Raw genomic sequence first — 22,224 nt, 5'->3', positions numbered from 1 at the left:
ACCGAACGAACGGAAGGAATCGTGATGACGACCACGGCCCGGGCAACGGTGCAGCAGGACGACGCACGCGTACGTGTCACCCGATGGGACTTCGAGCCCGGAACCAGCACAGGCCCGCATCTGCACGAGTACGACTACGTCGTGGTGCCGCTCACCGACGGCACGACCAGGATCCTTTCCCCCGGCGGAGCAGAAGCCGTGTCAGAACTGCGGGCCGGTGAGTCCTACGCACGTCCCGCGGGGGCCGAGCACGAGGTCGTCAACGCGGGCGACTCCTTCCTGGCCTTCGTCGAGGTCGAGCTCAAGGAGCCCGCGGGGCAGGAACGTCCGCCTGTCGCCCCCTGAGGATTCCTGTCTACGGGGTGGGTGGTCCGGAGCCGCCCGAGGCAGCCGTCAGAGGCAGCCGTCAGAGGCAGCCGTCAGAGGCAGCCGTCAGAGGTGGCTGGCGATCGAGGGCATCAGGTCCTGGAAGGTACGGCCGGTCGCGGGCTCGCCGATGGCCTTCAACTGCCAGCCGCCGCCCACCCGATGGACCTTGGCCATGATCTGCGCGGTGTGGTTGCCGCCACCGGTGAGGGTGTAGCGGGCGAGTTCCTGGCCGTTGGTCTCGTCGACGAGGCGGCAGAAGGCGTTCTGGACCTCGGTGAAGGTCTGCCCGGTGAAGGAGTTCACGGTGAAGACGATCTGGTCCACGTGGACCGGGACCCGCGCCAGGTCGACGAGGATCGCCTCGTCGTCCCCGCCCTGGCCCGCGCCGCCCACGAGGTTGTCGCCGGTGTGGCGCACGGAACCGTCGTCGCTGACCAGGTGCTGGAAGAAGACGACGTCGACGGGCTTCTGTCCGGCGAAGAGGACGGCCGAGGCGTCCAGGTCGATCTCCCTGGCGCCGGTGAGCTTGGCGAGGAAGCCCTTGCGGGGCGCGGACTGCCAGCCGAGACCCATGCGTACGGCGGTCAGCGAGCTGCCGTCGGACTTGCTGAGGCTGATCTGCTGGCCCTTGCTGAGGTTCACTGACACGAGGGTGGGTCTCCTTGGCGGAATGAGCGGTGCTCAGGGCGAGTGGAGCGAGTGGACAGTTCGGCGCGAGGACATGGCAGCACGCCCAGCCTCGGCGGAGCCCGCTGCCACGCCATGGTCTCGCTCCCGCTGCCGCTCCCGCTGCCGATGCACGCGTCAGTAGTGGGTGAGCGTCAGAAGTTGACGAGCGTCATACGTTGACGAGAGTCAGTTGACGAGCGTCATACGTTGACGCCGAAGTCCTGGGCGATGCCGCGCAGTCCGGAGGCGTAGCCCTGGCCGACGGCGCGGAACTTCCACTCCGTGCCGTGCCGGTAGAGCTCGCCGAAGACCATGGCGGTCTCGGTTGAGGCGTCCTCGGACAGGTCGTAGCGGGCGATCTCCTGGTGGTCCGCCTGGTTCACGACACGGATGAAGGCGTTGCGGACCTGCCCGAAGGAGTGTCCGCGGTTCTCGGCGTCGTGGATCGAGACCGGTACGACGATCTTGGCGACCTCGGCGGGCACGCCGGCCAGGTCGACCTTGATGACCTCGTCGTCGCCCTCGCCCTCCCCGGTGAGGTTGTCGCCGGTGTGCTCGACCGAACCGTCCGGGCTCTTCAGGTTGTTGAAGAAGACGAAGTGCTGGTCGGACAGGACCCGGCCGGACTCGTCGCACAGGAGCGCCGAGGCGTCGAGGTCGTAGTCGGTGCCGGTGGTGGTGCGTACGTCCCAGCCCAGGCCGACCAGGACGGCGGTCAGCCCCGGGGCTTCCTTGCTGAGGGATACGTTGCCGCCCTTGGCGAGGGAAACTCCCACTGCTCTCCTCCTAGTTGCGTGATGACTCCCGGCCCGCCGCGGGGCCCGGGATCCAGAATCTACAGAAGTGTAGAAGATGCGGCTAGGGCGCGCCACGGCGCACGGGGGGCGGGCGCGAGGGCTGCCCGGACGGCCGCCCGGGTCGCGGCCCGCCCGGTGGAGACCTGTCAGGGCCATTACGATGAGCGCCGCCCGCGTGGAGCCGCGGGGGCGGCGCGGCCGGAGGGAGGCAGGGATGGCACACCGTGATCGGGGCGGCCGGGACGAGCAGCCGAGATCCCGGCGTGGGCAGGGGGAGCTGGAGGCGCAGGTGCTTTCGGCCCTGCGGCAGGCCCCGGGCCCGGTGACCGCCGGCTGGGTGCAGGAGCGGCTCGGCGCCGATCTCGCCTACACCACCGTGATGACGATCCTGACCCGTCTCCTCGCCAAGGAGGCCGTGTCCCGCAGGCGCGAGGGGCGCGCGTTCGTCTGGACCCCCGCCGCCGACGAGGCGGGGCTCGCGGCCCTGCGGATGCGCAAGGTCCTGGACGGGGAGAAGAACCGGGAAGCGGTCCTGGCCAGTTTCCTCACGGCACTCCCCGCGAGTGACGAACAGCTGCTGCGGGACCTGTTGAGCGCGGCCGAAGACGATCCGGAGGACTGACGCCCCGTGGGGATCTTCGTATTCCTGCCGCTCGTGCTGCCCCTGACCGCCTGACCGCCTGACCGCCTGACCCATCGCCCGACTCGCCGAGCAGCACGTGCATCCGCGTACCGCCACCCGCCTGCGTGCGGCGGTGCCCTACGACGAGATCGCGGGCCGGGCCTCGATCCCCGTTCTCATGCTCGTCGCCGCCGCCTGCGGCAGGACGCTGTGGCGCCACCGGCGGGTGCGCCGCGGGGCGTGGGCCGCGCTGTCCGGTCTTCCGGACTCGCCGGTGGCGGTCCTGCCGGACGAGGCCCCGTACGCGTACGCGCTGCCGGGCGCGGCCGCGCGAGGCGGCCGGATCATCGTGACGACGGGCATGCCGGCGTGCCTGAACTCCGTCGAGCGCCGCGCCCTGTTCGCCCACGAGCGGGTGCATGTCGAGGGGCGTCATCACCGGCACCTGCTGGCCGTGCGGTTGGCCGCCCACGCCAACCCCTCCTGCGCCCGCTGCGTACCGCGGTCTGCTGCACGGCGGAGCGCTGGGCCGACGAGGAGGCCGCCCGCGCGGGTGCGCAGCCGCAAGGTCGTGGCCCGTGCCATCGGCAAGGCGGCCGTGGTCTCGCGGGGGACGCCGGTCCGACGCGGTCGCCTTCGCCTCGCCCGGGCCGGTCCCGCGCAGGGTCGCGGCGCTGCTCGGGCCCGCGCCCGTCCAGCGGATCCGGCCGCCGGTCTGGACGGCGGCGGGCGGTACGGCGCTGTCCGCGATGTCCTCGGCGAACTCGGCGAACTCGGTGAACTCGGCGGTCACGCTGTTCCTCGTGCTGCACGCCGCGACGCCGCTGTAGCGGGAGCGGCGCCCTGACGCGTCCCGCCCGCGTCCGCTCAGAGGCCGATCTCATGGCAGAGGCCGAACTCGTGTCAGAGATCGAACTCGCGCGGCGGCAGGTCGAGGGCGTAGCAGGCTTCGCGTACGACCTGCTGCTCGTCCTTGTCGAAGTCGCCGTCGGCGCCGCCGATGACGATGCCGATCTGGATCACGGCGCGCGCCTCGGCGGGCTTCTTCCTCGCCTTGGCGACCTGCTGGAGGACGCCGACCTTGCCGAAGTCGAAGTCCGCCGCCAGCCTGTCGCAGTTGTCGTCGAAGCGGCGCTGCAGTTCCTCGGCCGGGAAGTTCGCCAAAACGTCGTTGGTGGCGATGAGTTGGGCGACCTTGCGGCGCTCGGATGGGTCGATGGTGCCGTCGGCGGCGGCGACCAGTGCGCACATCGCCATGCTCGCGTCCCTGAAGGCGCCGCTCTTGAGGTCGTTCTTCTTCGCCAGCAGCTGCGTCTGCATCTGTGCGGCGGACTCCTTGAAGCGGTCGAACAGGCCCATGAGAACTCCGTACGGGGTCGGGTGCGTCCGGGCCGGAGACTCCGGGCCCGGACGTTACTTCTACAGCAATGTAGAAGTTACCAGTTCCGAAGTCGCCGAAGGCTGGAGCCGTTCTTTGCGGTTCCTTTACAGTGGGTGTAGAAACACGTCGCCGCGCCACCGCGTCATCGTTCCGAGTACGAGAAGGAGCCACGGTCCCGCAATGGGTGAGCCTCCCAGTACCAGCCGTGCCACGTCCTGCCCGCACCACATGCGTGAGCGTCGGGGGGTGGCACGGTGACCGAGTTCCTGCTTCTCCTGCTCGCCCTGCTCCTCACGCTCGCGTGCGCGGTGTTCGTCGCGGCCGAGTTCTCCCTGACCACTGTCGAGCGCGGCGAGCTGCAGCGGGCCGTCGACGCGGGGGAGCGCGGAGCCGACGGCGCCCTGAAGGCGGCCCGCCGCCTGACCTTCCAGCTGTCCGGCGCCCAGCTCGGCATCACCGTGACCTCCCTGGTGATCGGCATGCTCGCCGAGCCGTCGCTCGCCGCGCTGCTGCGCGGGCCGCTGGAAGCCGTCGGCCTCGGCCCGGCCGCTCCGTCGGTGGCGACCGTCCTGGGCGTGGTCGTCTCCACGGTCGTGCTGATGGTGATCGGCGAGCTGGTGCCGAAGAACTGGGCCATCGCGCGGCCGCTGGCCGTCGCGAAGGTGGTGGCGGCCCCGCAGCGCGGCTTCACGGCAGCGTTCGCGCCGTTCATCCGGCACCTCAACAACACGGCCAACCGTTTCGTCCGCCGCTTCGGCCTGGAGCCCGCCGAGGAGCTGGCCTCCGCCCGCGGCCCCGAGGAACTCGTGGCGCTGGCCCGGCACTCGGCCGCGGAGGGCGCCATCGAGCAGGACTCGGCGGAACTGTTCGTACGCACCCTGTACCTCGGCGAGCTGACCGCGGAGAACGTGATGACGCCGCGCGTCGACGTCTGCGCCCTGGAGGCGCACGCCACCGCGGCCGACGCCGCCAACCTCAGCCACGCCACCGGGCTCTCCCGCTTCCCCGTCTACCGCGACAGCCTCGACGACGTCATCGGCACCGTCCACATACGCGACGTCCTCGCCCTGGAGCCCGAGAAGCGGGCCGTCACCCAGGTCACCGTCCTGGCCGGCGAGCCGCTGCGGGTCCCCGACAGCCTCACCGCGGACCGCCTCCTGGGCCGGCTCCGCGAGAGGCGCACCATGGCGATCGTCATCGACGAGTACGGCGGCACGGCGGGCGTGGCCACGGTGGAGGACATCGTCGAGGAGGTCGTCGGCGAGGTCCGCGACGAGCACGACCCCGTCGAGGCCCCCGACCTGCGGCCCGCCCCGCCCGCGCAGGACGGCCGGCCCGCCTGGGAGGCGGACGGCAGTGTCCGCACCGACCAGCTCGCCGCGATCGGGCTCGCGGTGCCGGACGGCCCGTACGAGACGGTGGCCGGACTGATCGCGACGCGGCTCGCCCGGATACCGGCCGAGGGCGACCACGTCCTGGTCGAGGGCTGGCGCCTGGACGTGCTCGACGTGGACCACCACCGCGCCGAGCGGGTCCACCTCACCGCGCCCGCCGCGACCCGCGCGCGCGTCCCGCAGCCCGAGCCGCACACGAAGGAAGCCGTCCGATGACCACGCTGCAGCTCCTCATCGGCGCCCTGACGCTGCTGACCAACGCGTTCTTCGTCGGCGCCGAGTTCGCGCTGATCTCCGTACGCCGCAGCCAGATCGAGCCGCGAGCCAAGGAGGGCAACCGCCGGGCGCGCATCACCCTGTGGGGCGTCGAGCACATCTCCGCGATGATGGCGACCGCCCAACTCGGCATCACCGCGTCCTCGTTGGTGCTCGGCGCCGTCGCGGAACCGGCCATCGCGCACCTCCTCGAACCCGGCTTCGAGGCCGCGCACGTGCCGCACGGCCTGGTGCACCCGATCGCGTTCGTCATCGCCCTGACCCTGGCGACCTACCTGCACATGCTGATCGGCGAGATGGTCCCGAAGAACATCGCGCTCGCCGCGCCGGTGCCGACGGCCCTGCTGCTCGGCCCGCCGCTGGTCGCCCTCACCCGCGCGCTCAAGCCGCTGATCTTCGGCATCAACGCGCTCGCCAACGCCCTCCTGAAGCTGCTCAGGGTCGAGCCGAGGGACGAGGTCGAGGCGGTCTTCACCGACGACCAGCTGGCCCGCATGGTCGAGGACTCCCGGCAGGCCGGGCTGCTCGCACCCGAGGACGGCGAACGCCTCCGGGACGCGCTTGAGCTGGGCACGCGCCCGGTCGGCGAGATCCTCGTCCCGGCGGGCGGCATGCGCACGGTCGACCACACCATCACCCCGGCCCGCCTCGAACGGGTGGCGGCGCAGGCAGGTTTCTCCCGCTTCCCGGTGACCGGCGAGAGCGGCGCCCTGCTCGGCTACCTGCACATCAAGGACACTCTCGGCGTGACCGACCGCGACCAGCCGTTCCCGCGCACGTCCCTGCACCCCGTCACGCGGGTACGGATCGACACCCCCCTTGACGACACCCTCACCGCGCTCCGGGCGGTCGGCAGCCACCTCGCGGCGGTCACCAGCGCGAGCGGCACCGTCCTCGGTTTCGTGACCATGGAGGACGTGCTGTCCGAACTGGTCGGCCCGACCCCGGCCACCGCCTGAGCCCCTCTACCCTCCACCTTCAATGATCGGAGCAGCCCGTGTCCGCCACATCGACGGACCCCGCAGCCCCAGGACGCTCGTCCGGGCCGTCCCGCCCCGCCGTACGGGGCCGTACCACCCAGCAGGCCGGTGAGCGGTGAGCGCGCTCCTCGGCCTGCTCGCCGTGCTCGTCCTGACCGCCGGCACCGGCTACTTCGTGGCCCAGGAGTTCGCCTACGTCGCCGCCGACCGCCTCGCCCTCGCCCGTGAGGCCGAGGCGGGCGACCGGCGGGCGGCCCGCGCGGTGCAGGTCCTGGGCAGGCTCTCGTTCATGCTGTCCGGCGCGCAGTTGGGCATCACGGTGACCGGTCTGGTCGTCGGCTTCCTCGCCGAGCCGTCCGTGTCCGCGCTGCTCACGCCCGCCCTGGAGGGCACCGGGATGCCGGCCGGAGCGGTCTCGGTGATCTCCGTCGTCACCGGCTTCGTGGTGGCCACCGTGCTGCAGATGGTGCTCGGTGAACTCGCCCCGAAGAACCTCGCACTCGCGGTGCCGGAGCGCCTCGCGAAGTCCCTTGCCGCTTCCACGCTCGCGTACCTGAAGGTCGTGGGACCGGTGGTGCACGTCTTCGACGGCGCCGCGAACAAGATCCTGCGCAAGGTCGGCATCGAACCGGTGGAGGAGCTGCACCACGGCGCCACCCTGGAGGAGTTGAGCCACCTCATCGGCGAGTCCCACGAACACGGGCAGCTGCCGCGCGAGACGGCCGAACTCCTCGACCACGCCCTCGACTTCTCCGAGCGCACGCTCGCCGAGGTGATGGTGCCCCGCGTCGACGCCTTCTTCGTACGCGAGGACGCGACGGCCGCCGAAGCGGTGGACCTGATCGCCCGGCACGGCCACTCCAACTACCCGGTGCTCGGGGACCACCCGGACGACGTCACGGGCGTCCTCGGCGTACGCGAACTCATGGCGCTGCCCGCCGACAGCATCGGCCGCACGACCGCGGCGGAGCTCGCCCGGCGCCCCCTGCTGCTGCCCGACACGCTGCCGCTGCCCGCTGCCGTGGAGCAGATGCGCGAGCGCGACGACGAGTTCGCCGTCGTCCTCGACGAACACGGCGGCGTGGCGGGCATCGTGACGTACGAGGACATCGCCGAGGAACTGGTCGGGGACATCGCCGACGAGAGCGACCGTGTGGTCCATGTCGCGGTGGCCGACGGCTCCGGCTGGCTCGTGGACGCCGGGCGCCGCCTCGACGAGGTGGCCGACGCGACCGGTGTCGCCCTGCCGGAGGAGGACGACTACGACACGGTCGCCGGGCTCGTCGTGGACCGGCTCGGCCGCTTCCCCACCATCGGCGACCGCGTCACCGTGGACCTCGACGACGGCGACCGCGCGCTCATCGCCGTACTGCGCCTGGACCGTCATGTGCCCGAACGGGTCCGCATCGAGCGTCTGCCGCACAGGTCCGGTGACGCGTCCGGTGACGCGTCCGGTGACGCGTCCGGTGACGCGTCCGGTGGCAGGCCCGGTGACAATTCCAGCGATACGCCCGGTGACACACCCGATGACACACCCGGTGACACGCCCGGTGAGGAGACCACCGTATGAGCTTCCCCTTGGCTCTCTTCGTCACGCTCCTGCTCCTCATCGGCAGCGGCTTCTTCGTCGCCGCGGAATTCGCGCTCGTCGCGGCCAAGCGGCACCGCATGGAACAGGCCGCAGCCGACGGCCGGCGCGGCGCGAAGTCCGCGCTCGCCGGCATGCGGGAGCTCTCGCTGATGCTCGCCGGTGCCCAACTCGGCATCACCATCTGCACGTTGGGGCTCGGCTCGATCTCCAAGCCGGCGATCTCGCACCGGCTCGACCCGCTCCTGGAGAAGCTCGGCCTGCCCGCCGGCCTCAGCTACGGCATCGCCTTCGCCGTGGCCATGGTCGTCGTGGTGTTCCTGCACATGGTGCTCGGCGAGATGGCCCCGAAGTCCTGGGCCATCGCCCACCCCGAACGCTCCGCGATGCTCCTCACCCCGCCCTTCCGCGCCGTGGTCACAGCGGTACGCCCCCTCATCCGGCTCCTCAACAGAGTCAGCAACGCGCTGGTACGGCTGTGCCGTGTGACCCCGCGCGACGAGCTGGCCTCGGTCCACAACCGCGAGCAACTCACGCACCTGGTCGAGGAGTCGGAGCGCCTCGGACTCATCACCGCGGACGACGCCGGGCTCATCACGAGCTCGCTCACCCAGCCGCAGACCCCGGTCAGCGACCTGATGACCCCGGCGGACCGGATCACCTCGGTACCGGCGACGGCGGGCATCGAGGAGATCCTCCGGGTGGCGACGGACAGCGACCGCACCCGGCTGCTCGTCCTCGACGCCGCCGCCGTCCTCGGCTCGGTGCACGCTCGCGACGCGATGGTCGCCCGCGCTCACGGCCGGGACCTCGACGCCCGCCATCTGGCGCGTCCGGTACCGGAACTCGCGCCCGGCGACACCATCGCCCGGGCCGTCGACGAACTGCGCAGGCGCCGCTCCACGCTCGCCGTCGTCAGCGACGACTCCGGCCGCCTGGCCGGCCTGGTCAGCCTCGACGACCTGCTGGCCCGGCTGATGGAGCCGAGCCCCGCCGCCTGAGCGGTCCGAGAACGCCGTGTCCCGCACAGACGCCCCGGGCCGGGCCCGGGGCGTTCCACACCACTTCTACATGCGTGTCGAAACCCACACGCACGGAGGATGTACGGAAGTTGGCGCCGCTGGCTAAGGTGCCGGGGATGTCTCGCGCCGAATCCAACCCCCAATTCCAAGAAGACGCAGCTTCACCGCTCCGGGTTGCCTCCGGGAGACCCCTGAGTGGGATGCCGCGCACACTCGACCGAGCCGGAGCGCCCCTGCCTCCGGCCCGCACGACACAGGGGAGCGAGACGCCCCGAAGAGCCGCGGCCACCGCGGCCGACAACGCTCCGGCACCGAAACCCGGCAAGCAGCGGGACGCGTTCTTCGACAACGCGAAGTACCTCGCGATCGTCCTGGTCGCGATGGGCCACGCCTGGGAGCCGCTACGCGACGACAGCCGTGCGGCCGCCGCGCTCTACATCGCCGTCTACACGTTCCACATGCCGGCGTTCATCATCATCTCCGGCTACTTCTCGCGCAGCTTCGACGCGTCACCGAACCGCCTCAAGCGCCTGGTCACCGGTGTCGCCGTGCCGTACGTCCTCTTCGAGGTCGCGTACTCGCTCTTCAAACGCTGGGCCAACGACGACCCGACCCACCCGATCAGCCTGCTCGACCCCTGGTACCTGGTGTGGTTCCTCGCGGCCCTGTTCATCTGGCGCCTGACCACACCCCTGTGGAAACTCGTCCGCTGGCCGCTGCCCCTCTCGCTCGCGATCGCGGTCCTGGCCTCCGTCTCGCCCGACATCGGCGACGACCTCGACCTCCAACGCGTCCTGCAGTTCCTGCCGTTCTTCGTCCTCGGCCTGTCCCTGAAGCCCGAGCACTTCCGCCTGGTCCGCCGCCGCGAGGTGCGCATCCTGGCCCTCCCGGTCATGGCCTCGGCACTCGTCTTCGCGTACTGGGCGGCCCCCCGCATGAACGCCGCCTGGTTCTACCGCCGCGACAGCGCCCAGGAACTCGGCGTCCCCGGCTGGGTCGGACTGCCGATGACGCTCGGCATGTTCGCCTGCTCGCTGATTCTGGTCGCCTGCTTCTTCGCCTGGGTCCCGGGCCGCCACATGTGGGTCACGGCCCTCGGCGCGGGCACGCTGTACGGCTACCTCCTGCACGGCTTCCTCGCCAAGGGCTCCCGCTTCTGGGACTGGTACGAAGTGGACTGGGTCCACACCCCCCTCGGCGCGATCGCCCTCACCCTCTTCGCCGCCGCCCTCATCACAGCCCTGTGCACCCCACCGGTCCAGCGCATGTTCCGCTGGGCCATGGAACCGAAGATGGAGTGGGCGTTCAGACGGGACGCGGCGGCGGTGGCACGGGGGGACGGCAGGTGAGTGGCGTACGGACGCGGCCCAGCCGCGTGAGGATCGGCCCGCGTGTCGCTCAGCAGCAGCCGCCGGCCTCCGGCGCCGCGGGCTCCTTGGCGCAACAGGCGCTCCGGGGTTGCCTGGTGAGGGTGTCGGCGTCCGCCTTGACGACGTAGACCTCCCAGGGTTCCTTTCCGGGGCCGTGCACCCAGACCTTGTCCTGGAGGGCGTAGCAGCAAGTGGTGTCGTTCTCCACCGTGGTGTCGAGCCCTCGGCCGCCGAGGCGGGTGGTGGCCGTGTGGACGGCCTCGGTGGAGGCGACTTCGACGCCGAGGTGGTCCATGCGGGTGTCCTGCCCGGGCTCGCCCTGGATGAGGACGAGCTTGAGCGGGGGTTCGGTGAGGGCGAAGTTGGCGTAGCCGTCGCGGAGTTTGGCCGGTTCGGCGTCGAACAGCTTGCCGTAGAAGGCGATCGAGGCTTCGAGGTCGGGCACGCGCAGAGCCAGTTGGACGCGGGACATGGCGTTCCTCCTGTGGTGGTCGTGGGCGCGGGCGGGCATGCCTTGTTTCGATAACTGTCGATGTAGCGTGTTCACCAGCATGGCACCCACTTCGATGAACGTCAACATAGACATCCATGGAATTAAGCGAGGGCGGGCCGGGCCCCCTCCTTACTTCGACATGTGTCAACATAGACGCATGTCGAACGCGAACGCCAAGGTGTTGCCGCTGCTCGAACCCGTCGGCCAGGACACCGCACCGTGCTGCCCTCCGCTGACCGAGCGGCCGTTCTCCGCCGAGGAGGCGGATACCGCGGCCCGCATGTTCAAGGCGCTCGGCGACCCGGTACGGCTGCGGCTGTTCTCGCTCGTCGCCTCCCACGAGGGCGGGGAGGCCTGCGTCTGCGACATCTCCGACGTGGGTGTCTCGCAGCCGACCGTCTCCCACCACCTGAAGAAGCTCAAGGAAGCGGGCCTGCTCACCTCCGAGCGGCGCGGCACCTGGGTGTACTACCGGGTCGAGCCGTCCGTACTCGCGGCGATGGGCAGGCTGCTGACCCTGCGTCCCGCCGCGTGAACACGATCAGCCGCCGGGGGCGAGGTCATGTCCGGGTGATCGCGGGCGGCGCGAACTTCTTGCGCCAGGCCAGCGCCACGTACACGAGCGCGACCAGTACCGGCACCTCGATCAGCGGCCCGACGACCCCGGAGAGAGCCTGGCCGGAGGTGACGCCGAAGGTGGCGATGGCGACGGCGATGGCCAGTTCGAAGTTGTTGCCCGCCGCGGTGAACGCGAGGGTCGTGGTGCGTTCGTACGTGAGGCCGATGGCCTTGCCGAGCAGGAAGGTGCCGAAGAACATGACCGCGAAGTAGACGAGGAGCGGAAGCGCGATCCGGATGACGTCGACCGGCTGCGAGGTGATCGTCTTCCCCTGCAGGGCGAAGAGGATGACGATCGTGAAGAGCAGGCCGTACAGCGCCCAAGGGCCGATCCTCGGCAGGAAGTCGGACTCGTAGCGCTCGCGGCCGAGCCGCTTCTCGCCGATGCGGCGGGTGAGGAAGCCGGCGACGAGCGGGACGCCGAGGAAGACGATCACGTTCAGGGCGATGTGCCAGACGGGGACGTCGAGCCCCTGGCCGTCGCCGAGGCCGAGCCACCGCGGCAGCAGGTCGAGGTAGAACCAGCCGAGCAGGCCGAACGCGATGACCTGGAAGACCGAGTTGAGGGCGACGAGAACGGCGGCGGCCTCGCGGTCGCCGCAGGCCAGGTCGTTCCAGATGATCACCATGGCGATGCAGCGGGCGAGGCCGACGATGATCAGGCCGGTGCGGTACGCGGGCAGGTCCGGCAGGAAGATCCAGGCGAGCGCGAACATCACCGCCGGGCCGAGGATCCAGTTGATCACCAGCGACGAGACCATCAGCTTGCGGTCGCCCGTGACGGCGTCGAGCTTGTCGTAACGGACCTTGGCGAGCACCGGATACATCATCACGAGCAGGCCGAGCGCGATCGGCAGCGAGATGCCGCCGATCTCCACCTTGGCCAGCGCGTCGTTCAGGCCGGGGATCAGACGGCCGAGCCCGAGGCCGACGGCCATGGCGAGCAGGATCCACACGGCGAGGAAGCGGTCGAGCGTCGACAGCTTCGCGACGACCGAGGACTCCTCGGTCGTCGTGGGAGCGGATGCTTCGGTGCGGGTCACGGACAGGCCCTCTTGTTGTCGGCGGCGTCGCGGGCGGTCTCGGCCAGCTCGGCGAACTGGCCGGCGAGCGAGGCGATGACGTCCGGGCGGAGCCGGTAGTAGGTGAAGCGCCCGCACGGCTCGGTCTCCACGACCCCGGCCTCGCGCAGCACTCGCAGATGGTTGGAGAGGTTGGTCTGCCGGGCGCCGGTCTCCTCCACGAGGTGGGTGGTGCACAGCGTCTCGCGCGCGAGCAGGGTCACGATCTGCAGCCTGAGCGGGTCGGCGAGGACTCGGATCAGGTCAGCGTCGACTGACGTCATCATGGGCTGATACTCTCACATCATTCGCAGCTGACACCAGCACGGCCTGATTCGTAGAGCCCCTTCGGCCGCTCAGCGTCTGGCCGCCACTCTCCTCGCGCACCGGACGGGCGGCCGGGGCGACGGGGTCGACCGGGCCGACTGGGGCGCGCCTGCTCCGCCGACTACGTCATCACCCTGCTCGGCACCCTCTGGAGCGCCTGAACTACCGGCCCTCGCATCGCCTGTTGAGCCACCCCTGATCGCCTGTTGAACCACCCCGGAAGGAAGAACGCATGCCCCCCGCTCCGCTCGCCTCCGTCCTCTTCGTCTGCGTCCACAACGCCGGACGCTCCCAGATGGCCGCCGGATTCCTCCGCCATCTCGCGGGCGACCGCATCGAGGTCCGCTCCGCCGGCTCGATCCCGGGCGACCAGGTCAACCCGGCCGCGGTCGAGGCCATGAAGGAGGTCGGCGTCGACATCGCCGACGCCGAGCCCAAGGTCCTCACCACCGAGGCCGTCCAGGCTTCCGACTACGTCATCACCATGGGCTGCGGCGACGCCTGCCCGATCTTCCCGGGCAGGAAGTACCTCGACTGGACCCTCGATGACCCCGCGGGCAAGGGCGTCGACTCCGTCCGCCCGATCCGCGACGCGATCAAGACCCGCATCGAGGCCCTCATCACCGAGATCGAGACCCGGCACGGAGCGTGAAACTCATCGCGGGAACCGGGCGGCCACAGACGCGGGCGCACGGACGCGCGGTTGTACGGATACACGGATGCATGGGCGCACGGGCGGAAGGGGCGCTCGAACTCCCGTGCTGCCGTGCGTAGTTCGGTCCTGGACAGGAGTTCAGGAAACCCCGACTGCCCGCGACAGCAGCCCTGTTGCAACCCGCATCCAGCTCGTGATCATGCTGTTGACCAGGGCGAACAATGCCTGTCGAGCGTGCCGTTCGAGGGTGCTTAGTACTCGCTGTTGACCCCGTGACACGTCGCGAATGGCACGCGAATGGCATGCCGGGCGGAACGGCCCCGTCAGGGGGGCTGATTGCGCGCAACGCGTCCTCAACGCCAGGATCGGCCGCGTCGTCAGCGCCTGGCGCGAGCGGGTCCACTTCGTCGATTGCGATTGCGATTGCGATTGCGACTGCGACTGCAACGGCGTCGAGCAGCTCGCGGCCGCCAGTATCGAAGTGATCCATCTGACCGAGTGGGCCGACGCGGGTCGCCGACCGAACCCCACATCGGCCAGGAGTGGCCGTGCGCCCGTTTTCACCGCGCCGTCGTCTGCCAACTCCGTTGTGAACGGGGTGAACGACGGGCCCGCGCCCTCTTGGAGGAGTGGGCTGCCGGAGTGCACGATGTCGGGCACTTCGGCGCTCAGCCTCGCCGAGTCAGCCGGTCCAGCGAGAATCCGGACCTCTTCCGCGCGTGCTGCGGTGGTGCGGGCGGCAACTTCGGCATCAACACCACCCTCACCATCGACGCCATCCCCATCGGGTCGCTGCGGGCCACCGCTCTTGCTCGGTCTTCTTGCCGGTCCACCGCCGGTGGCTCGGTCGAGTCCCCGCAGGTGCGGGGTCAGTACCTGAGGGTGGGGTGGTAGTGGTCGAGCCAGGTGGCTGTGTCCAGCGCGCGTTCCATGGCTGTGCGGGTGGGTGCGGTGGAGACGGTGCGTGCGGCGTCGAGTGCGTGATGGTCGCCGAGGTCGAAGACCGGCGAAGGGGCTGGCTCTCTCCCCATTCGGTGTGCAGCTGCACGGGCAGCAGACGGCGCCGGCCAGGGGCCCGTCGGTGCCGCACCGACACGTGCGGCGATGAGTGCTCCCGAGCGCTGGGCGGATGCGAGCATTCCGGGCTGTGGGACCCGGCCGGGGCACAGACGCTGCACTGCCGCCCCGGCCGGTACTCGTCCCCTCACATGTCAGCGGGACAGATGAAGGGTCGCCTCGTCCTTGTCGGCAGCGTCGAAGAAGGCGATCGCCTGTACGCCGCCCTCCGGGAAGGAGGAGCCGTGGTACGGCGTCACCGTGAAGTCCGCAGTGTGTTCGGCACCATCGAAGGTGACCTCACTACCGTGCTGGAGGTGCAGGCTGCCTGCGGCACTCTGGTCAGAAGCGGTGACGCTGAGGAACAGACCGGCCCGGTCGGTACCGGGGACCTGGTCGGCGACGCCGGACTCGTCGTAGGCGTAGGTCAGGTTCACCACGACCCTCTCGACGGACTGGGTCGATCCGTCCCCGGTCGGCTTGTTCTGCGTGCCCCCATAGGCGATGCGGTTCAGCTTGATCACAGTGAAGTCCTCTTCTTCTGCGTTCAGTTGGACTGAATTTGCCGGTCTTGCTCAGGAGTGCTTCCGTGACGCTCACGGGTCGATGGAGCGCCGGGTGCCCGGCGCATACGTTTCCCCGGATCCCGTGCGAGCAACGCCGGTTCTGGCCATTCACTCCATGCGGTCCACTCCGTTGACGTAGTCCGTCAAACCTGACCTCTGATGCCGCACCTGCGTACACGCAACGAGTGCGCGCCTGCCGCATGGCTGGCGTCCTGCCCGCTGGTTGTCACCGTGGTGCTCGGATCGCCACGGCCCCCGACCCGACGCCCACCGTTGGACCTCGTACGCACAGCTGAGCCGCCACTAGAGCCGTTCGCCGGAATTCAGGACACCGAGCGGCGGTGAGCGGGCGCCGCTTCCCCTGTCGCCGAGTTCAGGAGCGGGAGGATGCGGCGCGTCCCGCGATCACGGGAATAGCCAAGACGAGAGAAAAGGCAGGACAATCCCTTGAACAAGTTCTTCTCTGCAGCCGCCGTTGCCACCAGTGCGCTGGCCGCCGTTATCGCGTCGTCTCCTGCGCAGGCGCTCGCGAGTGAGCCGGTTCCTGTTGTCGGCGAGGCCGCGGTCTCAGAGTCGGCGATGGCGGAGAGCACGGCGTTGTCCCCGGACGGAGCGATCGTGATCCGGTCAAAGTCCATGACCTCCACCGGCCGGCACAATTGCCCGGCCGGTTCGGCACCGAGTGGCGACGGATGTGCACCGGTCGTGAAGCTCTGAGAGAGCGGTTCTGTCGCCGCCTGGTGGTGCGAGCGCGGGCGAACTCCGCTGGTCCAGGGGGTGTGGCCCGTGGGGGGGGATGGGGTCGGCGAACGCAAGTGCCCGTTGCTGATGCGCCTTCAGTACCTGAGGGTGGGTTGGTAGTGGTCGAGCCAGGTGGCGGTGTCCAGGGCACGTTCCATGGCTGCGCGGGCGGGGCGGGGCGGGGTCGATGCGTGCGGCGTCGAGTGCGTGGTGGTCGAAGAGGCCGAAGACCGGGTGGCCGGGCTGGTCGAGCAACTGGCGAACCTGGTTGAGGAGTTCAGTGGCGTAGTGGGTACCGAAAGGGCTGGGGTAGTGGCTTTGAGGGGCACGTCGGCGACAAGCTGGCCCGCCACGGCGTCCTCCAGCAGTACCCGTACGGATTCGACAGCGGCGTCCGCGTTGTCGGTGTGCAGCTGGTCGGGCAGGGACCAGTAGCGACGGTGGCGCAAGCCTGAGGGACCTATGGTGAGAGTGTGGCCGGGCAGGAGCTCGTGCATGCCTGCCCATACGGCGTGGCCTGGGGTGCCGCTGAAGGTGAACAGCTCGCGCAGTCCGTCCAGTTCGACGACCGGCCTCGTGTCCGGGTGGGCCAGGATGGCCTTCGGTTCGGAAGCGAACAGCGTCCCGTCGCCCGCGAGTTGGTAGAACAAGGGCTTGATGCCGAGCCGGTCGCGTACGAGCGTCAGCGTGCGGTGTCGCCCGTCCCACACGACGTAGGCGAACATGCCCACCAGCCGTTCGGGTAGCCGATCGCCCCATTCCAGGTGTCCGCGCAGGACGACTCTGTGTCGGAGCGGATGGTGAAGTGGTGGCCGCGGGCGCGGAGTTGGGTGCGGAGTTCGGCGAAGTTGTACACCTCGCCGGTGTGGACGAGGACCACCGGTCCGGCGTCGGTGTCGGCCTGCATGGGCTGAGCGCCGCCCGCCGGGTCGATGACGGCGAGCCTTCGGTGTGCGAGGACCACGTCGCGCGCTGCCCAACTGCCGCTGGAGTCGGGCCCGCGGCGACGCAGCGCCTGGGCCATGCGGTCCACCGTAGAGGCCTCCTGGGAGAGGTCCCGTTCAAAACTCACCCAGCCGGCCAGCCCGCACATCGGCCCGTTCTCCTGTCGTCGGCAGTGAGGCGGGGGAAGTCTGGCAGGTGGGTGAGGTGGCCGGATGCCGCGGGGTCGTCTCCGAGCGTGGTGTGGTGGGCGGAGGGCGGGGCGTCAGGGGGTGGGGTCGGTCCATTCGCCCGGCTGCCAGTCGACGTTGTCGGGCCAGTCGCACTGGCCCCAGGGGCGCGGGTAAGGGTTGTAGAGCAGGCCGGGCTGGCAGTCGAAGACGTAGGCGAGTTCGCCGGAGCACTGGACGAAGGCGTCGGGGCGCTCGGGGTGCGGGTAGTTGGCGTCAGCCCGGCCCTCGCAGAACGAGTCCGGGACACTGACGGGGCCGGCCAAGGGCGCGGAGTGGGCCGTGGTCGGGGGCACGGCCAGGGCGAGGAGGGCGGCGGCGCCTGTCACGGCGGTCTTGAGCGGAGTGATCACGTCCAGGGGAACGGCCTACGGGCGGACGTGGTTACGGACGTCACCGGAGCGGCCCCTCGGCGGTGTCGGCCCGGTCCGCGCGGCGTCCGGGAAGAACACCGGCCACGGCAGCGACGGGTGGCGGGTCGGGGCGCGGTGCGAGTGCCGGTGAGTAGGACAGTGGCGAGGAGCGTGAGGGCGGCGCGGCGCCGCATACAAGGTCCGTGGTCCGCGGGAGGGGCGCAGAGCGCGGGTGCCGACGGGTCACAGCAGGAAGACGGCGATGGTGACGGCGAGCAGGAGGCCGGTCATGGTGGGCCAGTACAGGAGGCGGGAGGCGGCGTTGCCCTGCCAGTCCAGGAGGCGGAAGCGGTGGGTGGAGGTGTGCTCGACGACGTTGATCGCGACGAGGGCGATCACCAGGTAGAGGATGAAGTAGAAGTACTCGGCGTAGACGACGCCGGAGGAGCTGGTCTCGCCGCGCAGGGAGCCGTGCTGGACGGCGACGATGAGCATCTGCGCGCCGCAGAAGCCGAGGACGGCCCAGGTGGAGAAGCCGGACAGGGCGCGGCGTTCGCTGTCCTTGGTGATGACGAACAGGGAGGCGAAGACCAGGCAGGCGATGACGATGAGGGGGACGAGCCGGTCCAGGAGCGGGCTGAGGAACTCGCGGGACAGGCCGGTGGAGAAGTGCAGTTCGGGCATGGTGGAGTCGACGCTGGCGCCGGGCTGCCCGTAGTTGGTGCGGTCGTCGACCTCGCCGAGGCTGAACGCGGTGAACTGCGGGTGCCACTGCGCGGTGACGATGTGCTGGTACAGGCCCAGCTCGTGCCGGGTGTCCCAGGGCGGGTAGGCGGAGAAGTCGGGCACGAGGACGGTGTCCGCGTCGCGCGGCCACATCGACAGCCGTACGACCTGCCGGTCCAGTGGATAGTGCCCGTAGTCGAATGCCTCGCGCAGGGTGGTGCGCAACCGCCAGCCGACGACCTGCTGGTCACCGTCGGTGTAGCGGTAGACGCGCTCGGCGGGGCCGCCGTCGATCGCGTCGGGCAGTTCGACGGCCGGCTCGTCCGGGTCGGCGGAGGCGGGAAGGCGCTGCCACAGGTAGCCGGTCAGGCGCACGTTGTGGGTGTCGGTGAACTGCAAGGTCTCGATCAACAGGCCGGTGGGGACGCGCCGTTGGGACGCACGGTCCTGCGCGGCGAGCTCCCGTCCGGTCTGGGCGTCGGTGGTGACGACGGTGCCGGGCACGCCCTTGAGGGAGTCGTCCGAGGACACGCACGCCCACACGAAGACCGTCGCCCCGATGCACAGCAAGCTGAAGCAGGCGCTCAGCCAGACCAGCCGCCGCCCAGGTCCCGGGTTACCGGCACCCGGAATCAGCAGCGCGAACGCGGCGAGCACCAGCCCCAGCACCCCGCTCGCCAGCATCAGCGCCGTACGCCCTCCCTGGTTCTGCAGCGCGTGCACGGGGTCGCGCAAACCGGCGCCGGCCACGACCGCCACCGCCAGCAGCACGACGGCGAGGGCGAGCAGGACGCCGCGCACCCGCCTCGACCGGACGACACCCGACATGGAATCACCTCACAAGATCATTACGTACCGTGATCTTTGTCGGGCGCGACGCCCGGTAGGCTCTGCGCGCGCCCACCGTCCGCCGGTCAGCCGATAAGTCATCCCACCTGCGAATACGGCCGACCGGGAGCGGGAGTGGGACGAGGAGGGGGCCACGGCTCGCCGGTTCTACGCAATGCCGCAAAGTCACACATCGTTACGCGATCATGATCATCGCCGAGGCCGGACGGTGACCCTCGCCGAGCCCGGCACCTCCCCTCGCCCTAGCTCGGACCACTCTCCTCCGGGGCCAACTGGGCTTGTTGCGGCCGCACTTCTGCTTCCCCTCTGCTTCCCCTCTGCTTCCCCCGTCCCTCAGCGGGCCCCCTGCCGAGCGCACGCCCGGCCCAGCCCGTACGCAGAACTCGGAGTGAACCCATGACCCGCACCACCCGTACCCGCGCGCTGGCCCGTGCCGCCACCGTCGCGGCCACCGCCCTCGCCCTGACCGGCGCGTTCGTGACCACCGCAAGCGCCGAAGCCTTCGCCGGCAAGGACGTGCCGACGACCGCGACCATCGCCCCCGGCGCCACCGGAACCGCCCACTGGACCTACCAGAACACCGGCTCGGCCGGCGTCTTCCCCCCGAGCGGCTCGACCGTGGTGTTCACCGCGCCGGGCAACTCCACCTTCCCCGCCCAGTCCACCGTCCCCACCAAGTACAGCACCGACAACGCCGACTGGAAGGACAACAACCTCGGCCTGCGCAGCTGCACGCTCAGCGAGGCCAATACCAAGCTGACCTGCGAGGGCTACGGAAAGAACGGCGGCCGCAGCGGCTGGCCGGCCAACTCCTACTTCCGTTTCTCGCCGAAGGTGACCGTCGTCCGCTCCGCCCCGGAAGGCACGAGGCTCACCGCCGGACGCGGCACCGTGCGCTACACCGACGTGAACACTCGCCGGGTCCACACCATCGACGACGGCACCCTCAACGTCGCCACTTCAAGGGCGCCCAAGCCCATGTGCCTCGACGCCGGCAACGGGCGCACCAACGGCAAGAACGTCCGGATCTGGTCCTGCAACAGCAGCTACGCCAACCAGAAGTTCGTGATCGACGAGGGGCGGATCAAGGTCGCCGACACCGTTGGCAAGAACCCCGAACTGTGCGTCTCCACCCTCAACTCCCGTAATAACGGCGACAACGTCCACATGTGGGAGTGCAAGAACACCGCCCAGGCGGCCGCCAACCAGCGTTGGGCCGCCCGGGGCGGCCAGTTCGTCGTGGAGAACACCCTCGGCACCGACAACGAGATGTGCCTCGACACCGGCAACTCCCGTGAGAACGACGGCAATGCCCGGATCTGGCGCTGCATGGACACCGGAAACCAGAAGCTCGTGGTCCAGCGCGGCCAGATCAAGGTGCAGGACACCCTCTGACCCGGCCTGACGAGGTCGGCCGCCGCAGCGCACTGCGGGGGCCGACCTCAGGGTGCGCAGTCCAGGGGCGGACCGTCCTGAGCAGTCTCCGGCGCACGATCACGGTCAAGTTGACGACCAGCGGCGGAGATGAGGGTCAGCAGGATGAACTCCCTGCAGACCTCTTCGAGTGACTCCTCGTGACCAAGTAACCGCACGCCCGTTTCTTCCTCCGGAAGATCATCTTTCGCTTCCCGTGCCCTCTCGTTCAATGAGGAGAACCGCATGAACAGCAAGATTCCTTCCGCCGTCCTCGCCCTGTCGATGGCCGGCGTCATCGGCGCCGCCACGGCCACCACGGCGCAGGCCACCGTGTCCGGTGACGGCGGCAACCGCATCGGCATCGTCAAGGCGGACGACAGCGGACACGTCAAGGAAGGCGGCCTCAGCTCCACTTGGGTCGAGCAGTCCTCGGGCATCAAGCAGGTCGTCGTATCCGGCAAGCGCATCGGCGTCGTCAAGGGCAACGGTGATGCCTACGTCAAGGAAGGCGCCGTCGACGCCCAGTGGGTGAAGGAGGCGACGAACGTCAAGCAGCTGGCCCTGTCCGGCAACCGCATCGGCATCGTCAAGGCCGACGGCAGCGCGCACGTCAAGGAAGGCGGCCTCAGCGCCATCTGGATGAAGGAGGCGACGAAGGTCAAGGAGTTGGAACTCTCCGGCAAGCGCATCGGCATCGTCAAGGGCAACGGCGACGCGCTCGTCAAGGAAGGTGCCCTCGACGCCCTCTGGGTCAAGCAGTCGACGAACGCGATCGACATCGACCTGGCGGGCAACCGCATCGGCGTCTTCAACGGCCAGGGCACTGCCTACGTCAAGGAAGGCGCCCTCGACGCCCAGTGGGTGAAGGAGGCGACCGATGTGATCCAGCTGGAGCTGTCCGGCAACCGCATCGGCATCGCCAAGGACGACGGCAGTGCCCACGTCAAGGAAGGCGGTCTGAGTGCGCGCTGGGTGAAGGAGTCGTCCGACGCGATCCAGATCGCCCTGTCCGGCAAGCGCATCGGCGTCGTCAAGGGGAACGGTGATGCCTACGTCAAGGAGGGCGCCCTCGACGCCCAGTGGGTGAAGGAGGCGACGAACGTCACCCAACTCGCCCTCTCCTGAACCCCAGCGGCCATAGAAGGGAATATGGCCGTACGTCCCCAGCGAATTCCTCCTGGGCGGTAGTGACGGCACCGCCCAGGGGGAGCACCGTCCCGTCCGATCGCGTGTCGACAAGCCAGATGGTTTCCGGGCTGGTTTGTGTCACCGCGGCCGGAGCAAGGATTCACGGCGGGCTCGTGCAATGGCCACCATCCCACGACGACCTCGGAGTGACTCATGAGTGACAGCCAGAACGCCACACCGGAAGAGCAGCCGGAGGGCAGTGCGGAACCAGACAGTGTCACCGACGAGGTGACGGCTCCCGATCCGGACGGGAATGACGTGAAGCCGCAGCCTCGGAACCAAGTCATCGAGGTCATGCAGATCATTGGTCAAGATGATGAGGACAATCCCGATAACGACGTCACCCTGTTCCCGAAAAAATGATCCAGGCAGGCCTGATTCGGTGGCGTCTCCTGTCGGCCTCAGACCGGCGGGCTTCGCCCCGGGTCTGAGGGCGGTTCGCTTCAGGCGATACAGGTAGGCGGCGCGCCTGGACTCCGTCGCCGGACCGTATCGCCAGTTCGGCTGGATCTGCTGGTTTCTGCTGGAGCAAGAA

General features: G+C 69.7%; 23 protein-coding genes and 2 pseudogenes. 14 read left to right on the top strand and 11 right to left on the bottom strand.

Going from position 1 to position 22,224, the window contains the following annotated elements:
* Positions 1-24 precede the first annotated feature (24 nt).
* Positions 25-345, top strand: coding sequence for a cupin domain-containing protein (locus tag QIT00_RS20565; RefSeq protein ID WP_282536788.1), 321 nt, complete (start codon positions 25-27; stop codon positions 343-345).
* Positions 346-432: 87 nt separating this feature from the next.
* On the opposite strand, the gene QIT00_RS20560 is transcribed toward QIT00_RS20565, so the two are convergent.
* Positions 433-1,017 carry a TerD family protein gene (locus tag QIT00_RS20560; RefSeq protein WP_282536787.1) on the bottom strand — a complete coding sequence of 195 codons (585 nt, stop codon included), beginning with the start codon at positions 1,015-1,017 and terminating at the stop codon, positions 433-435.
* Between the two features lie 221 nt (positions 1,018-1,238).
* A complete protein-coding gene (locus QIT00_RS20555) occupies positions 1,239-1,814 on the bottom strand; it encodes a TerD family protein (protein ID WP_282536786.1) in 576 nt (191 codons plus the stop codon).
* Between the two features lie 235 nt (positions 1,815-2,049).
* On the opposite strand from QIT00_RS20555, the gene QIT00_RS20550 reads away from it, so the two are divergent.
* Positions 2,050-2,457 (top strand): BlaI/MecI/CopY family transcriptional regulator, encoded by a 408-nt coding sequence (locus tag QIT00_RS20550; RefSeq protein WP_282536785.1) that lies wholly within the window; start codon positions 2,050-2,052, stop codon positions 2,455-2,457.
* A gap of 6 nt (positions 2,458-2,463) precedes the next feature.
* A pseudogene (locus QIT00_RS20545) lies at positions 2,464-3,287 on the top strand (M56 family metallopeptidase).
* A 73-nt stretch (positions 3,288-3,360) separates the two neighbouring features.
* Here the strand turns inward: QIT00_RS20545 and QIT00_RS20540 are convergent.
* On the bottom strand, positions 3,361-3,816 hold the full coding sequence (locus QIT00_RS20540; protein WP_282536784.1) for a tellurite resistance TerB family protein: 456 nt from the start codon (positions 3,814-3,816) through the stop codon (positions 3,361-3,363).
* A gap of 276 nt (positions 3,817-4,092) precedes the next feature.
* On the opposite strand from QIT00_RS20540, the gene QIT00_RS20535 reads away from it, so the two are divergent.
* The 5 genes from QIT00_RS20535 (at position 4,093) to QIT00_RS20515 (ending at position 10,447) form a co-directional block, all read left to right on the top strand.
* A complete protein-coding gene (locus QIT00_RS20535; RefSeq protein WP_282536783.1) occupies positions 4,093-5,448 on the top strand; it encodes a hemolysin family protein in 1,356 nt (451 codons plus the stop codon).
* On the top strand, positions 5,445-6,467 hold the full coding sequence (locus QIT00_RS20530; RefSeq protein ID WP_282536782.1) for a hemolysin family protein: 1,023 nt from the start codon (positions 5,445-5,447) through the stop codon (positions 6,465-6,467). Before QIT00_RS20535 ends, QIT00_RS20530 begins: the two co-directional genes overlap by 4 nt.
* 136 nt (positions 6,468-6,603) lie before the next feature.
* Positions 6,604-8,058, top strand: a complete 1,455-nt coding sequence (locus QIT00_RS20525; RefSeq protein WP_282536781.1) for a hemolysin family protein — start codon at positions 6,604-6,606, stop codon at positions 8,056-8,058.
* On the top strand, positions 8,055-9,077 hold the full coding sequence (locus tag QIT00_RS20520) for a hemolysin family protein (protein ID WP_282536780.1): 1,023 nt from the start codon (positions 8,055-8,057) through the stop codon (positions 9,075-9,077). Before QIT00_RS20525 ends, QIT00_RS20520 begins: the two co-directional genes overlap by 4 nt.
* A gap of 221 nt (positions 9,078-9,298) precedes the next feature.
* A complete protein-coding gene (locus tag QIT00_RS20515; protein WP_282536779.1) occupies positions 9,299-10,447 on the top strand; it encodes an acyltransferase family protein in 1,149 nt (382 codons plus the stop codon).
* 49 nt (positions 10,448-10,496) lie between these two features.
* Here the strand turns inward: QIT00_RS20515 and QIT00_RS20510 are convergent, their stop codons facing one another.
* Entirely contained in the window at positions 10,497-10,940 is a 444-nt protein-coding gene (locus QIT00_RS20510; protein ID WP_282536778.1) for an ArsI/CadI family heavy metal resistance metalloenzyme, read from the bottom strand.
* Positions 10,941-11,118: 178 nt separating this feature from the next.
* On the opposite strand from QIT00_RS20510, the gene QIT00_RS20505 reads away from it, so the two are divergent.
* Positions 11,119-11,496, top strand: coding sequence for an ArsR/SmtB family transcription factor (locus tag QIT00_RS20505; protein ID WP_282536777.1), 378 nt, complete (start codon positions 11,119-11,121; stop codon positions 11,494-11,496).
* A gap of 25 nt (positions 11,497-11,521) precedes the next feature.
* On the opposite strand, the gene arsB is transcribed toward QIT00_RS20505, so the two are convergent.
* Both arsB and QIT00_RS20495 read right to left on the bottom strand, forming a co-directional pair.
* Positions 11,522-12,622 (bottom strand): ACR3 family arsenite efflux transporter, encoded by a 1,101-nt coding sequence (gene arsB, locus QIT00_RS20500; RefSeq protein WP_282536776.1) that lies wholly within the window; start codon positions 12,620-12,622, stop codon positions 11,522-11,524.
* The gene (locus QIT00_RS20495; protein WP_282536775.1) at positions 12,619-12,927 is read right to left on the bottom strand and encodes an ArsR/SmtB family transcription factor; all 309 of its coding nucleotides are present in this window, start codon (positions 12,925-12,927) and stop codon (positions 12,619-12,621) included. The genes arsB and QIT00_RS20495 overlap by 4 nt, the downstream gene beginning before the upstream one ends.
* 272 nt (positions 12,928-13,199) lie before the next feature.
* Here QIT00_RS20495 and QIT00_RS20490 point away from each other — a divergent pair, with 272 nt between their 5' ends.
* Positions 13,200-13,619, top strand: coding sequence for an arsenate reductase ArsC (locus tag QIT00_RS20490; RefSeq protein WP_282536774.1), 420 nt, complete (start codon positions 13,200-13,202; stop codon positions 13,617-13,619).
* Positions 13,620-14,491: 872 nt separating this feature from the next.
* On the opposite strand, the gene QIT00_RS20485 is transcribed toward QIT00_RS20490, so the two are convergent.
* Both QIT00_RS20485 and QIT00_RS20480 read right to left on the bottom strand, forming a co-directional pair.
* Positions 14,492-14,653: a hypothetical protein gene (locus tag QIT00_RS20485; RefSeq protein ID WP_282536773.1), complete on the bottom strand. Its 162-nt coding sequence runs from the start codon at positions 14,651-14,653 to the stop codon at positions 14,492-14,494.
* Between the two features lie 180 nt (positions 14,654-14,833).
* Positions 14,834-15,202 (bottom strand): hypothetical protein, encoded by a 369-nt coding sequence (locus QIT00_RS20480; RefSeq protein ID WP_282536772.1) that lies wholly within the window; start codon positions 15,200-15,202, stop codon positions 14,834-14,836.
* 489 nt (positions 15,203-15,691) lie between these two features.
* Between QIT00_RS20480 and QIT00_RS20475 the strand changes: the two genes are divergently transcribed.
* Complete coding sequence (locus QIT00_RS20475; protein WP_282536771.1) at positions 15,692-15,961, top strand: hypothetical protein; 270 nt, start codon at positions 15,692-15,694, stop codon at positions 15,959-15,961.
* Between the two features lie 671 nt (positions 15,962-16,632).
* On the opposite strand, the pseudogene QIT00_RS38970 reads toward QIT00_RS20475, so the two are convergent.
* The 3 genes and pseudogenes from QIT00_RS38970 to QIT00_RS20460 all read right to left on the bottom strand — a co-directional run.
* A pseudogene (locus QIT00_RS38970) lies at positions 16,633-17,009 on the bottom strand (asparagine synthase (glutamine-hydrolyzing)); the annotation flags it as partial.
* A gap of 183 nt (positions 17,010-17,192) precedes the next feature.
* Complete coding sequence (locus QIT00_RS20465) at positions 17,193-17,510, bottom strand: carbohydrate-binding module family 14 protein (protein WP_282536770.1); 318 nt, start codon at positions 17,508-17,510, stop codon at positions 17,193-17,195.
* A 243-nt stretch (positions 17,511-17,753) separates the two neighbouring features.
* Complete coding sequence (locus QIT00_RS20460; protein WP_282536769.1) at positions 17,754-19,064, bottom strand: hypothetical protein; 1,311 nt, start codon at positions 19,062-19,064, stop codon at positions 17,754-17,756.
* Between the two features lie 417 nt (positions 19,065-19,481).
* On the opposite strand from QIT00_RS20460, the gene QIT00_RS20455 reads away from it, so the two are divergent.
* The 3 genes from QIT00_RS20455 to QIT00_RS20445 all read left to right on the top strand — a co-directional run bounded on the left by QIT00_RS20455 (position 19,482) and on the right by QIT00_RS20445 (position 22,052).
* Complete coding sequence (locus QIT00_RS20455; protein ID WP_282536768.1) at positions 19,482-20,480, top strand: RICIN domain-containing protein; 999 nt, start codon at positions 19,482-19,484, stop codon at positions 20,478-20,480.
* 264 nt (positions 20,481-20,744) lie between these two features.
* Positions 20,745-21,626 (top strand): leucine-rich repeat domain-containing protein, encoded by an 882-nt coding sequence (locus tag QIT00_RS20450; protein WP_282536767.1) that lies wholly within the window; start codon positions 20,745-20,747, stop codon positions 21,624-21,626.
* A 216-nt stretch (positions 21,627-21,842) separates the two neighbouring features.
* Entirely contained in the window at positions 21,843-22,052 is a 210-nt protein-coding gene (locus QIT00_RS20445; RefSeq protein ID WP_282536766.1) for a hypothetical protein, read from the top strand.
* Positions 22,053-22,224: the final 172 nt, after the last annotated feature.

Source organism: Streptomyces luteolus, from assembly GCF_029968015.1.
In the GTDB taxonomy this organism is placed as follows: domain Bacteria; phylum Actinomycetota; class Actinomycetes; order Streptomycetales; family Streptomycetaceae; genus Streptomyces; species Streptomyces luteolus.
This window is presented reverse-complemented; position numbering and strand designations above follow the sequence as displayed.